13 protein-coding genes are annotated in these 12,442 nt (G+C 38.0%); 3 read left to right on the top strand and 10 right to left on the bottom strand.

Annotation, left to right across the window (positions count from 1 at the left end):
• Positions 1-47 precede the first annotated feature (47 nt).
• Positions 48-710, bottom strand: coding sequence for a ribonuclease H family protein (locus ACRYKC_RS14135; protein WP_433807426.1), 663 nt, complete (start codon positions 708-710; stop codon positions 48-50).
• Positions 711-827: 117 nt separating this feature from the next.
• On the opposite strand from ACRYKC_RS14135, the gene ACRYKC_RS14130 reads away from it, so the two are divergent.
• A complete protein-coding gene (locus tag ACRYKC_RS14130; protein ID WP_433807424.1) occupies positions 828-1,529 on the top strand; it encodes a FusB/FusC family EF-G-binding protein in 702 nt (233 codons plus the stop codon).
• Positions 1,530-1,559: 30 nt separating this feature from the next.
• Here the strand turns inward: ACRYKC_RS14130 and ACRYKC_RS14125 are convergent, their stop codons facing one another.
• The 4 genes from ACRYKC_RS14125 to ACRYKC_RS14110 form a co-directional block, all read right to left on the bottom strand.
• Positions 1,560-2,879, bottom strand: a complete 1,320-nt coding sequence (locus ACRYKC_RS14125) for a GNAT family N-acetyltransferase (protein WP_433807422.1) — start codon at positions 2,877-2,879, stop codon at positions 1,560-1,562.
• Between the two features lie 179 nt (positions 2,880-3,058).
• Positions 3,059-3,979 (bottom strand): ferritin family protein, encoded by a 921-nt coding sequence (locus ACRYKC_RS14120; RefSeq protein WP_433807420.1) that lies wholly within the window; start codon positions 3,977-3,979, stop codon positions 3,059-3,061.
• Positions 3,980-4,482: 503 nt separating this feature from the next.
• Positions 4,483-4,896: a VOC family protein gene (locus ACRYKC_RS14115; protein ID WP_433807418.1), complete on the bottom strand. Its 414-nt coding sequence runs from the start codon at positions 4,894-4,896 to the stop codon at positions 4,483-4,485.
• A gap of 35 nt (positions 4,897-4,931) precedes the next feature.
• Positions 4,932-5,192, bottom strand: coding sequence for a hypothetical protein (locus ACRYKC_RS14110; protein ID WP_433807416.1), 261 nt, complete (start codon positions 5,190-5,192; stop codon positions 4,932-4,934).
• 423 nt (positions 5,193-5,615) lie between these two features.
• Here ACRYKC_RS14110 and ACRYKC_RS14105 point away from each other — a divergent pair, with 423 nt between their 5' ends.
• The gene (locus ACRYKC_RS14105) at positions 5,616-6,578 is read left to right on the top strand and encodes a sodium:calcium antiporter (RefSeq protein ID WP_433807414.1); all 963 of its coding nucleotides are present in this window, start codon (positions 5,616-5,618) and stop codon (positions 6,576-6,578) included.
• Positions 6,579-6,623: 45 nt separating this feature from the next.
• Here ACRYKC_RS14105 and ACRYKC_RS14100 read toward each other — a convergent pair whose 3' ends face one another.
• The 3 genes from ACRYKC_RS14100 to shc form a co-directional block, all read right to left on the bottom strand.
• Positions 6,624-7,646: a serine hydrolase domain-containing protein gene (locus tag ACRYKC_RS14100; RefSeq protein WP_433807412.1), complete on the bottom strand. Its 1,023-nt coding sequence runs from the start codon at positions 7,644-7,646 to the stop codon at positions 6,624-6,626.
• A gap of 26 nt (positions 7,647-7,672) precedes the next feature.
• Positions 7,673-8,404, bottom strand: a complete 732-nt coding sequence (locus ACRYKC_RS14095) for an STAS domain-containing protein (protein WP_433807410.1) — start codon at positions 8,402-8,404, stop codon at positions 7,673-7,675.
• 156 nt (positions 8,405-8,560) lie between these two features.
• Positions 8,561-10,462 carry a squalene--hopene cyclase gene (gene shc, locus ACRYKC_RS14090; RefSeq protein ID WP_433807478.1) on the bottom strand — a complete coding sequence of 634 codons (1,902 nt, stop codon included), beginning with the start codon at positions 10,460-10,462 and terminating at the stop codon, positions 8,561-8,563.
• Between shc and ACRYKC_RS14085 the strand changes: the two genes are divergently transcribed.
• Positions 10,419-11,651: a DUF2515 domain-containing protein gene (locus tag ACRYKC_RS14085; RefSeq protein ID WP_433807408.1), complete on the top strand. Its 1,233-nt coding sequence runs from the start codon at positions 10,419-10,421 to the stop codon at positions 11,649-11,651. The genes shc and ACRYKC_RS14085 overlap by 44 nt on opposite strands.
• A 118-nt stretch (positions 11,652-11,769) precedes the next feature.
• Here ACRYKC_RS14085 and ACRYKC_RS14080 read toward each other — a convergent pair whose 3' ends face one another.
• Both ACRYKC_RS14080 and ACRYKC_RS14075 read right to left on the bottom strand, forming a co-directional pair.
• A complete protein-coding gene (locus ACRYKC_RS14080; protein ID WP_433807406.1) occupies positions 11,770-11,994 on the bottom strand; it encodes a YqkE family protein in 225 nt (74 codons plus the stop codon).
• Positions 11,991-12,323, bottom strand: a complete 333-nt coding sequence (locus tag ACRYKC_RS14075) for an iron-sulfur cluster biosynthesis family protein (protein WP_433807404.1) — start codon at positions 12,321-12,323, stop codon at positions 11,991-11,993. The genes ACRYKC_RS14080 and ACRYKC_RS14075 overlap by 4 nt, the downstream gene beginning before the upstream one ends.
• Positions 12,324-12,442 lie beyond the last annotated feature (119 nt).

The following is a 12,442-nucleotide window of genomic DNA, read 5'->3' as shown; positions in this document are numbered from 1 at the left end:
AAAAAATTTAAAAGGCTTACCTCTTTATGTACGATAAGCCTATACCACTATTGGTTTTCTATCTCAACGAGACTTGTTATTTCAATATTCTTTAAAGCCTGGGCAGCTAGTTTATCTGCCTCTTTGTTCCTTTTTCGTGAAACAAGCTGAAAGTCCGGTTCGATTCCCAAATCATTCAACTTACCTTCGATTCTGTCCGCCCACTTTGTCAGTTCTTCTTCTAAACAAGGCCAATCACCACTTAACTGGTTAATGACTACCTGTGAATCTCCCACGAATGTGACAGGCATATGCTGAACCTGCATTAGCTCCAACTCTTTAATAGCAAGGTGGAGGGCTGCATACTCTGCTTCATTGTTCGAAAACAATTCTTCTACAAATGCATTTCTCCTCAGTCGGTGCGATTTTCCATTCTGGTCATAATAAATAGCACACCCTAGTCCTGACTCCCTTGAGTTATGGTCATATCCACCATCAAAATAAACAGTGATATTGTGAGGCTCAGTCTCAATCCCTTTCATATATTTCCTTAATTCCTTCACTGTCCAGGAATAGCCATGTGGGTCTGGGAAATATAAATTCTTCGAACGCCCCGTCTTATCAATATCTTCAGCAATGATTAACGCTCTTTCTGCAGGCATTTCTTCTGATAAGAATGTTGTCGTTGATCCTTTTTTTGTAAAGTATGTAAATTGAATTCTTACATTCATTTAAATGACCACCTTACGAGAAGTTTAAATACGATAACATGTAAACATTTTTCCCTCTAATGATCATAATTATTTCAATTTCATAAAAGAAAGTGTTAGTGAAAAGATACAAAATAGTTGATTGAAAATGACCACTTTGAAATAATTAATGAAATAGATCTTAGCGGGGGTGAACGGATGGAAGCTTTCATTCGATCTGATCAATACAATTATATTCAGGATCAAACGAGAAACCTTGTCCAAGGGCATACGACTACAAATGATGCAGCTGTTACCCAAGCTTTAAAATCATTGACACTGGAAAAAGTGTTGGAATGCTTTGATCACCTTACTGAGAACCAGAAAAGTCTACTACAGCAAGTGGAATGCATCAAAGATGAAACGGAAGCTATATTCTTCTTATCAAGAATAAAACAGCATATCATTCCCTTTCCAAAATTGGATGAAAAAGAAATTAAAGATTTATTTCCAAAAGTGAAAAAATTGAAAATACCGGACATAAATCATATCAATTGGAATGAGCTTTCTTATTTAAGCTGGAATGACCACGGATCCAATCGTAAGTACTTAATTCATTTTAAACAAGGAGAATACTATAGTCTCAGAGGTTCGTTTACACCTTCAGCACAAAAAGGCATATGTACGATCTGCAATGAGTATGAGCACGTAGGAATGTTTACAGCCACATTGAAAGGCGGACCTTCCGACAATAGAGTACGACGAGGTAATTATATTTGCCAGGACAGCCAAAGTTGTAATCAAAATCTTAAATCCTTAAAGTCGCTAGATTCATTCATTCAATTGATGAAAAGTCAATAATTCTTGAGGACCCCTGAAATTAAAAACTCTTCAGGGGCTTTTGTTTACGGTTCGGCTCACATTGTTCAAAAACTTTTTCGCCCTATCCATTTCTTCCTTAGGAAATGGATATCCATGAGCGCGTCCTACTTCTAACGCTGTTTCAAGAAAAAGATCATGAAAGGTAAACAACGAATTCCAAATCCTATCATAATTACTATCCGGGTATGTATCAGTAAACTTTGACCATAGTTCAGGTTCTACCCATTGTTCAAGATTTTTTCCAGCTTTCCCAATTGAGATACGGTATCCTTTTTCAAGGCCAATTTTCCATTTCAACATTTGAATAAGAGGTTCACGTAAAACCACCTCGATTAAAGTCATTAACAATGGCAATTCTTTTCGCCAAACGGTCTTAGGAATGTGGGAACCCAGCCCCCAAATAAAGCTATTACAGCAATCTTGATAAAGCTTTTCATTTGGAGGCTTTATCCAATAACTTCTTTCACTAGGAGCAGGAAGATTTGGGAAAATATGATCCTTGTCTATTAATATTTCCGTCAAGCTATCATCCAGTACCACATCCATTTTTTCTACAAGTACAAAGTGCACATCTATCCTATTTCCATCCATAAACTGAATTAGGTAAGTAAAACGCCCATCCCCAAGAGGTTCGGGCAAAATTTTATCCTCAGGCTTTTCTATAAGCATGACTTCTCCAAAATGAGGCAGGACGTTCTTCTCGTATTTAAATGGTTGCACATCTGCAACGAAATAAACGATATCATAATCCTGAAACCGGTCTGGATTTACGTTTGGGTTTACTCTGGAACCATTCATGATCGCACCTCTAATAAGTTCATGATGCTTCCCGTACTGTAATATTAATTCCATCATTGTTTCTTCATTTCGAAAACTATGGTCATGCTCAAATGTTACTTCTAGAAGAGGTAAACTTCTGCTTGGAAATACGGATGATTCTGTTTCCCCAATCCGATTAGTACCCATTTTGTAATAAAAATCCTCAGCATGAGGATCACTCTCGATCGTTAATGAAGAAAGGTTCCATATTTTACATAATTCAACCATGTGCTGCCAAAGCCTTCTCCCATAGCCTTGTCCAATCGCCTCAGGAGAAATAAAAAAATGGTCAAGCCTATGCTTCACAAGCAGAATACTGTAGAACCCATGAATTTTATTGTCCGATTCAATCACATACGTAGGGTTTTGTTTTATGTAATGTGCTGTAAGCGTAAGATCACTCTTACAAGTGTTCAAAAACCAGTCATCATATCCCCAGTAAGCTTTAGACTGGATAGCGATTTCACTCAAGCAACCCGTTTCTTCTGGAGATGCTTCTCTTATTCTCATCGAATTCCTCCTATTTACCAGAGAGATGCTGTCAGAAAGTTACACTTAAATAGAATTTTTAATGAAATTCCGAATATTCAATCATCATCAGTTTATCATATTCCTTTTGAGAAACATAAAAAGCTCTGTTCTTCAAAAAAAGGATAAAGCAGTCGCTTTATCCTTTTTACGTACCTTGTTTAACGTCTGGCTAACCCTCTACGAAAAGCTTCAAGATGATTGACTGAAGCATTTCTAAGTTGTGTGAAAACCATTCTAGCATCTTCAGGAATCTGATAAGACAAGTATCTATCATACATAGCAATATTATCTACCTCGCCCACAACGCCTTTACGATACGCATCTTTCACATTTTCAGGTGTTGAAACAAACTGCTCAGAATCATCCTCAGGTACAGGAATTTGATATCGCTCAAATAAATTCAGTAAAGCGTCAATATGGCGAAGCTCCGCTTGTTTGATTCTTTTAAAAGTCCGAATTTCCCCAAAATTATTAAGGATGTTGTTGTATCTTGATTGTGCTAAATATTCATCTTGAAGCGCATAGATTAAAGCTTGAGGAAAAGTGAGCTCGACTGCATTTATAGCACCTATTGCACCATAATTTTCAGCGTTTTGCCTAATCGGATTATTATGAAACTGGGGTCGATTTAAATAATAGAGAAACCAAACAGCGTGATTTTGTTCATCTGCAGCTGCTCGACGAAAAACGTCTTGAACCTTCGAAGATTTTGCTCGATCGGCGATATCTAAGTAAAAATCCGATGTTTTTTGTTCGTCCACAAATGCGGTTTCCAATCCTTTTCGATAATCCGCAGGACATTCTTCAGTCAGTTGAGGAGAGGGTTTTTGACCAGTTAGGGAAGTATAGATTTGACTGAAGTCTTGAAAATGCCTGATTTCATCTTGTCTTATTTCGCGTATTTGCCTAGCTTCATCCGCTCGCGGAGCATTTTCAGATAATTGTTTATAGCAACTAATAGCACTAAATTCCCCATCAATCGCTTTCTTAATACCTTGGATGAGTTTCGTATCTCTATCCCCCGAGCCTATTTCAACATCATCATAAAAAGAAGGCACTTCATTCGAATTGGTCTGCATTAAAGACCCTCCTTCTGTTTGAAAGTCATCTTTTTTATTCTATGATGATAACCCAGTCAGGTGTGACTTTAAATTTCTAGAGATTTTCTGCAATTCAATAATCTTTCGTAAAAATTAAAGCAACTAACTATTTGTTTATTTTCCTATCCACTGATTATATTGATTAGAAACTAAGGTAGACTTTAAGGTTCCTCCTTAAAATCTTCTTTCAATAAAGTCTTGTACTCCTTTCTTACTCCAATTGAGTCAAACCACTCATCCGCACGCTGTCTATGAGCCTTATCACTTCGAACCCTTTAATTCACTCTTTTAAAATGGCCATAACTTTCATACTCCCATACCTCCATGACATCAGTTACACCTGTTTGAGACTCGGTCATCTATCTTCCTGCTAATCGGCCCCATACTTCTCTTCGGTTGGCAGCAATGTCCGTATAAAAAGATCATTATAACGGTACGGTCGATAATAAAAGGATCTAACTTATTGATTTTTCTGCGATAAATCATTCTGATCCCTTGCTTTTATATGAAGGACTCAATTCGCTCCATACATCAAAAGAATTTCCATTTATATCAGTAAAAATGAAATTTCTCCCTGGATGTCCTCGATTCTCTATCTTTCCTACTTTGACTCCTGAATCCTTGAGCTGTTTGTTTAAACTATTTAAGTCCTCAAACCCATCAACTTCAAATGTTTGCGAAAATCTTTCATTTCCCTCCACATCCATAAAATTACAATTCTCATTATGATGTGCCTTTACTAAGAAAAAGCTTTGGTCAGCAAGATCAATAATAGCTTTGTTTTGATCTTGATAGTTTAGTTTTGCCCCCAGGTGTTGAATATACCAATCCACAGATTCTCTTACGTTCATAACAGGAATGTAAGTGGTCCCAACTCTTTTTAATATCACGGACATCTCTCTCGTTCTCCTTTCATAATAACTAAGATGGTCTAGTGAGATGATTGTTTTAAATTCATAGTCTCTTCTTCACCGTTCCATTGGATGGTTATTTCTAGCCCTTCTTTTATTTCCTCTTCATAGCAATCATTACAGCCTAGAAGGGTATCAAATGTATAAGTCTTTTCAGGCGAAGTAATCCATAAATAAGAGTTAGAAGCGTTAATTTCATCAAATGAATATTTAAATTTTATTGGAGGGTCTTCTTCTCCTTTGTATTTAAATTTCATTTTATTGAATTTTTCTTCATTCACGGTAGTGATTACATTTTCCAGTGCTCGCTTTCTCCTTGAAACACTCTATCCTCTCCGTCACATCCAATCAAAACTAAGGGAATGACTAACATGATTAAAATAATTGTGAACAACTCCCTGACCAAATAGAGCACCTCCGTACTTTAGTAAGTTATTTCTCTATAGGTAGCCGCTCACATATAACTTTCAATTTATTTCCAATAGTTAGTTGTTTAGATATTGTCACATACAAATGTGTTGACAAAAAACATGAACAAGCATACATTAATAATAACAAGGGGAGTAGCGACCGACACACGGCTGTTGAATCATCATTTCGGTGAACCCACCTGGTTCAACAGGCTATATCAATAGTACGCAAGACCTTGGTGCAAATTTTTTGTGCCAGGGTCTTTTTGTATGCCTGGAAGAGAGGAGAAGTTTATGGTTTATCTCGTATTTTTCCTAGCTGCTGTTGTTGTAGTCACAGCTGCCATTTATCTCAATCAATTTGGAGATGTTATTAGTAAAAAATCTGCTTTAAGCGGAGCCGTTGTAGGAACTTTTCTTATTGCAGGAGCGACTTCCCTGCCTGAGCTCACAACGAGCCTTACTGCTGTCTATATTGATAATCCAGATATAGCTGTCGGAAATATGCTCGGCAGTAATGTATTTAATCTATTAATCTTAGCCATGGTAGACCTTATCTATCGTAAACGCAGATTATTCCAAAGAGTGGATCATTCAGCCAACATTCCATCAGCCCTTATAGGGTTACTGTTCTTAGCGATATTGATTTTAACTTTATTCCTCCCTGGTTCCATTCAGTTTTTTGGAGTAGGAATTGAAATGATTCTCATCTTTCTTCTTTATATTGGTGCGATGAAATTCGTATCGAGCAGTGGATCAGAAGAAAGTGAAGACCAGGTGAACTCTTATTCATTAAGGACTGCTATCATTGGGTTTATCATTGCCGCCATCGTCGTGTTTGGATCTGGGAGCGTTCTTTCCATAGCTGGTGATCGACTTGCGGAAGCAACCGGTATGAATGCAAGCTTTGTAGGAAGTTTTCTTATAGCTGCTTCCACTTCTTTACCTGAGTTGGTCACTGTACTGGCTGCGTTTAAGTTAGCAAACTACAATATGGCTATCGGTTCGATTCTAGGAAGTAATTTATTTAATATTCAATTGCTTGTATTAACAGACGTCTTGTATAGAGAAGGACCTATTCTCGCTGCAGTAGGTTCATCGCAAATCTTCGTCGCATTATTAGGTCTCCTTATGACCATCGTAGTAATCTTTCTGCTGATAAGACCTAATAAATGGATAACAAATCAGTGGCGTTACGCTGCGCCTTCTCTATTTATGACTGTGTTATATTTTGTTGTCACTTTTGCACTTTATTGAAAAAAGCGTGAGTGGATCACTCACGCTTTTTTGCTCTTCCACTCGCTAAGAATTAAGTTTGATTAAAAGGTCCTCCACAACCTTCATCATTTCGTAAGCACCTGAACCTCTGTTTGATAGGACAGCAAGTGACACCCTTTCTGCTGGATAATAGGATGAATGAAAACTAACCCCAGGGTCATACCCCATCACGTGATATTTATGCACTTGATCAGCTTCAGAATTCATCCATAAACCATACCCGTAAGACAACCCTTGCTTCACCTGAACTTTAGGTATAAGAAATTCGTTTGTCATTGCTTCAGATAATAACTTTTGGTCGATCAGTCTTTCCCAAAAACGAATCATATCCGCTGCTGTTACAAATGCACCACCATCAGCCCCTCCTTTTACAGGTATGGAGTAAATATTCGACTTCCATCCGACTTCATCTTGGATGTAGCCCATCGCAGTATTTTCTGGCAGTCTATCCATTTCATAATATCCGGAGTTATCCATACCGCAATGGTTAAATATATTCTCCACTACATATGCCTGAAAAGTTTTTCCAGTAAGGAGCTCAACGACTAAACCAAGTACGAGGTACCCAGCATTATTATAGTGAAATTTTTCCCCTGGTTTGAATTTCATCGGCTTATTATGGAAGAGCGGTAAAAAATCTCTTCCTTGTCTGAGCGTGTACATTGGAGTCGTTTTCCAAAGATCTTCGAAGTTCTCTATCTCTTCTTCATCAAAATAATCAGGCATTCCTGAAGTATGGGTTAAAAGATGATGAATGGTTACTTTTGGATCCAGAAGCGGGAGATCATGAGCAAGCAATTCACCAAGTTGAGTATCGAATTGAAGCTTTTTCTCTTCAATAAGCTGACAGATTGCTACAGCAGTAAAAACCTTGCACCCGGAGGCTATACCAAATTTAGTGTTGAAGTTATTCTCAAGTCTTTCTGCTCGATTGGACCACCCGAAAGCTGACCTTATATGTTCATCAGCTGAATTTTTCACTAAAATTGCACCAGAAAAATTTTCTCTTTCAGCGGCCTGGTTAATTATTGGATTTATTCCAATCAAAAGTTGCCTCCTGTTATGTCTCTTGTCTATTTGTATAATTCTTTTAATGCAATTTGTAAATTAGAATAATACTGAACCTTCATCTGGGGAAGATTGGATGAGACCCACTTTGTCGCAATCACTGGTTTCATTCCCGAGATGACCACTCTAGTTCCCATTAAGGAAAGGGATTGAATGAGCATTGATAGTTTGTCAAAAAACACAACATCCAACCAGCTGATCGTAGAGCAATCGATAATCAACCTGTTGGCATTCATGTTTGCCACTTTATGTAATCCTCGATCAAGGATGTACTGGAATTCAATTTGATCGATAATCGGTTGTAGTGGAAGTAATGCAATACCATCAGACAGAGGGATGACATTCACCGACATATCCTCCATCCACTTCCTCATCTTTTGCTCTTTTTCATAGAATTCCGTGACGTCATTGAATTCGACCATAGCCCCATAAACTTCTCCATTATCCTTTAATAATCGGGTTTGAATGGATAAGTACATATCATGGTTCCCCCATTTATAAGGCATAGCTTCAATTTTGAATTCCTCGAAAGTTTCAACTGTACGCTCCACATGACGCACTTCATCCGGAGCATTTGGAAAGAGCTCATATACATTTCCACCTATGATATTCTTCCCTTCTAATTGAAGCAGACACTCTCCTTTCTTGTTTATATGAGTGACTCGAAAATTCAAATCAATCGCCATCACACCTAAGGACAGTTGATCCAATACTTGATCTTTCTCCTGTGTAACCATTTCACTCACCCTTAGTAATCAGATTGATCATTAGTTCTTCCTGCATATAAAATTCTATTTTCTACCGCAGCAATCCTCTAACATTTAATATATTTTAATAATATTTTTGGAAATGAATTTTAATTATAAAAACAAGAGCTTAGGGAAGCCCTTGTTTCATGATAGATATTTCGTTTGATAGTGACTTAATGCCATTAATGGCCAAATGAACCGATAACTATGGTAATGGATATAAAAAGCCCCTCCCATTCCCTGACCTTTTGGATAATCAAAAGACCAGCCCTGTTCACTGCCGTTTCGAATAAGAAAAGAGATGCCTTGATCGATAGCAGCCGTTGGCTTATCTTCCAGAGCTATTAAAGCATCAAGTGCCCATGCGGTATGGGTGAGAGTGCTTTTACCTAAGGGAATGTACCTTTTCTCGATATCGCTTCGACAGGATTCTCCCCATCCGCCATCACGGTTTTGAATATCTAATAACCATGTCATCCCTTTTTTTACAGAGGGAGTAGACTTTTCCTCCCCACAAGCCCTGAGACCGGTTAAAGCAGCCCAAGTACCGTAAATATAGCAAATGCCCCAGCGGCCGTACCAACTGCCATCTTGTCTCTGATTCTTTTTAAGCCATTTAATACCTCTTTTAACAGGATGACTATTTCGGTTCATATTTGTAAAATTTCCCAGAAATTCTAGTGTACGTCCTGTCAGATCTGAGGCTGAAGCGTCGGATAATATGAAATCTGCTTTTTCTAGAGGAAGTAGAGACAAGTATCCCTTATCAACCCCTCTTTCAAATGCCGGCCAGCCTCCGTCATCATTCTGCATAGATAATGTCCAGCTTACTCCTCTATTCCAGGCTTCAAGAGCACCTGGATAACTTGTGAACATACTCCTAAGAGCTCGTAAGCTAGCGGTTGTATCATCTACATCTGGATTGAACGTATTAATGTTTGAAAAGCCCCACCCCCCTGGTAATGTTTGAGGGTTATGAAGCAGCCAGTCGCCAAATTTATAATGCTGTCTTGAAAGCAGGTATGAATTGGCTTTATGAACGACAGGATCATCGATTGAAACCCCGGATTGTTGAAGGGCATCACTAATAAGAGCCGTATTCCATACATCGGCCGTTGTATATTGAATATGGGTATGACCATCAATCTGGCAAGACATCGATTTGAGACCTTCTACGGCATTAAGGATGAGTGGATCATTTTCTTTATAACCTAAGGATCGAAGTGACATCACCATATAAAAGGTCGAGCTGAAATAGCTAAGCAGCGTTCCATCAGGCTCAATACGATTTAACATGTATTGCTCCGCTTGCTTAATCGCTTCATCGTCCATGTTAAGCAATGTGTGGAACTTTGATTTTAGCTCATCAATCAAATAATCGAAATAACCTCTCCATTCCTCTGCGTGCCTATCAACATAATAAGGATCCTCATCCACCATTCTTTTGTTACCTGCTCCTATATCTGATAAGTCAGGAGTAAAAGCAGATAGACACTGATATTTTTTATGTGCAAGGAGAAGAATAGGAATAATATTTGCGCGGCCAAAGACGGAGATATCGAATAGGTTTACTGGAAATGTTGGTGGCAGGAGAATAACTTCGATTGGGATAAAACTCTTTTTTGGCCATGAATACTGACCGATCAAGCATAATAAGATTTTCGTGAACAGTTCTGTATTCTTAACTCCTCCCTGTTTGATGATAAAGGATCTGGCTCTGATTAGTTCTGGGTCTGACTTTTTATATCTTCCTGAGAAGAGTAATGCAGTATAGGCTTCTACTGTTGAGGATAAATTGCCTTCTTTTTCATCATAGAAGAGTTTCCATGCCCCGTTCTTTTCCTGCTTGCTGATAATTCTTTGTACAAGCTGGCTAATTAACTCTTCATCATCGATTTCTAACAGCCGCAATAAAATAATCATGTAGGCATCCGTTATGATACCTGTTTCAAATGCATAGTCCCAAGATCCGTCTATTGTTTGGTCGCTACTTACAACCTGAATGAGACGATCAATTTCCGATTGGAGATGTTCGTTCACGGGCATCACTCTTTTCAAACGTTTACCCCATATGTATTCGGATGATTTTACATACATTCTTTTAGAAAGGAACGTCTATATGAAATTCCCTTCTACACTGAAAAAGAAATTAAAAAAGAAATTAAGTGACCCCGCTCCTTCTAATACTCCAGGTCCATCCGAGAAGGAACTCTTGGCAAGAATTAAAGAGCGTACTATTGCTTTGAACAAGAACAATGTTACCCGAACCCAGGCATACCTTAATTTTTACTTGAAAAACCCTGAAATTCACTGGGCCTTCCTAGCTCACCTTGTTTCAAGAAACGCAGGATGGAATATGACTGATTTAAAAGGAGAATTTATACCAAGGTTATTAACTGGAAAAGAACAAGTAGATTTTTTTGTGTTTTTAGAACGAGGGAACTGGTTGATTTTTCAGGATGCTTATCCTCAGTTATTACTTTTTGAAGAAAGTAAGAAAAGAGGAAAACCACTCTTTCATTTGCTATCATATTTAAATGTGTCTTTATTTATGGAGCCTTTCTGGCAATATTACTGGGAGTATAAGGATAAAAACATCATGACCGTAGCACTTATTATTAATGAACAAAATTATATTGAGGAGCGAGTGATTCATAATCATCAATATAAAAATACCGTTTTAGATACAGTCTCCTTCAAACTCCAAGACCTTTTTGATATGAACCAGATTTTATTTCCTTATGTGACACCTATCCAAAACCAGCCTAAAGTTGTTGGCGATACCGTTCATCACTTTTCCTCACTTAGCGATCGAATTAGGACAGGAAAAATACTATACCAACTGCTTTATTCTGTTGAAAGTCGCTATCATTCTATATTAGACTGGGCAAAAACACATGCGCATACAGGGTCTAGAGGTGATTATTGGCCTCATATCTTTCATGACGTTAAAGAAACAATTCCAGGAGCTGCTCATCAGCCTCAGGCTCGTCCTTGTGATCCAGAAGGAAAGTCCCCAAGGATTTATAGTCCTAAACTGCTGCAAGTATGGGAAGATTGGATCCACAATAAAGCCGAAACAGGTGATTGGTTTAAGGATATGAAAGTCATTCGTCATTTCAAGGATCCCCTTAAACATCACAAAGGAGACATTATCGACAACTATTGTGAAACCATTGAAAAGCTAGAGCTAGCAGCCTTAACGAAAAAAGTGTTTTTTAAAAGGCCAGAATGATGGTGGTTTGTTACTTGAATCCTATGTAGTTATTTAAAAGCTTTTTCTTACTGCGTTTGCTTAAGAAGTAATAAAACCATCACTACCTAAAGAATGAGCGTCCTTATTTCAAGGGCGCTCATTCTTTAAATGTTTTCCAATTCAAGTCGCTTTCATTTAATAATTCTTCAAAGCTCTTGTTAGCTTCTTGCCGCTTTTTCTCTTCTAATCGACGCTTTCGTTCTTCCTCTTGACGAATTTCTTCTTGCCTTTTTAATTCTGTTTTCTTTGAGCGCAGCTTTGACAGCACATCCGTATTCAACTGATCACCAAGCGATCCTTCTTGAACTTTTTTCTTACTCATACTGTCGCTCCTTCTTTTACATCTTTTACAGAAATAATTGGATTTAAAATTCCATCGGGACTTGATAAACGGAAAGACCCTTTTCTAAAATCCAGTTTCATATCTGGTTTAAAGAAAGTGGTTTGCTGATCGTCAATAATGACTTCGTACGTATCATTATCGACATTTATATCCGTTTCACGTCGTTCATTTTCCAAGCGGATTGTCGGTAAGCCGTTAACTCCGCAACCACACCCCTCCGTATCATAAAACAAACGAATCATCGGACGGTCGGGATCCTTCAGTTTCTCTAGCTGCTGCAGCGCTTCTTCCGTAATCTGTAGTTTCATCAGACATCCCTCCTATCCTTTTATAATAAAAAAATGCAGCCTTAAGCGCAATGCATTTGATTATGAGGTAAACTCTATCTAACGTGGACGGAGATAAGTATCCAGTCTTAAGAAGAACA

It is taken from the genome of Halobacillus sp. A1-3 (genome assembly GCF_050971765.1).
In the GTDB taxonomy this organism is placed as follows: Bacteria; Bacillota; Bacilli; order Bacillales; family Halobacillaceae; genus Halobacillus; species Halobacillus mangrovi_B.
The sequence above is the reverse complement of the archived record's forward strand: the minus strand, read 5'-3'. Positions and strand labels throughout refer to the sequence as shown.

What these genes read in the sequence shown, in the direction of transcription:
- ACRYKC_RS14080 (WP_433807406.1), bottom strand. Translation starts at nt 11,994, where the DNA reads ATGAGTAAGAAAAAAGTTCAAGAAGGATCGCTTGGTGATCAGTTGAAT.
- ACRYKC_RS14105 (WP_433807414.1), top strand. Translation starts at nt 5,616, where the DNA reads ATGGTTTATCTCGTATTTTTCCTAGCTGCTGTTGTTGTAGTCACAGCT.
- ACRYKC_RS14135 (WP_433807426.1), bottom strand. Translation starts at nt 710, where the DNA reads ATGAATGTAAGAATTCAATTTACATACTTTACAAAAAAAGGATCAACG.
- ACRYKC_RS14085 (WP_433807408.1), top strand. Translation starts at nt 10,419, where the DNA reads ATGAGACGATCAATTTCCGATTGGAGATGTTCGTTCACGGGCATCACT.
- ACRYKC_RS14115 (WP_433807418.1), bottom strand. Translation starts at nt 4,896, where the DNA reads ATGTCCGTGATATTAAAAAGAGTTGGGACCACTTACATTCCTGTTATG.
- shc (WP_433807478.1), bottom strand. Translation starts at nt 10,462, where the DNA reads ATGCCCGTGAACGAACATCTCCAATCGGAAATTGATCGTCTCATTCAG.
- ACRYKC_RS14125 (WP_433807422.1), bottom strand. Translation starts at nt 2,879, where the DNA reads ATGAGAATAAGAGAAGCATCTCCAGAAGAAACGGGTTGCTTGAGTGAA.
- ACRYKC_RS14095 (WP_433807410.1), bottom strand. Translation starts at nt 8,404, where the DNA reads ATGGTTACACAGGAGAAAGATCAAGTATTGGATCAACTGTCCTTAGGT.
- ACRYKC_RS14075 (WP_433807404.1), bottom strand. Translation starts at nt 12,323, where the DNA reads ATGAAACTACAGATTACGGAAGAAGCGCTGCAGCAGCTAGAGAAACTG.
- ACRYKC_RS14120 (WP_433807420.1), bottom strand. Translation starts at nt 3,979, where the DNA reads ATGCAGACCAATTCGAATGAAGTGCCTTCTTTTTATGATGATGTTGAA.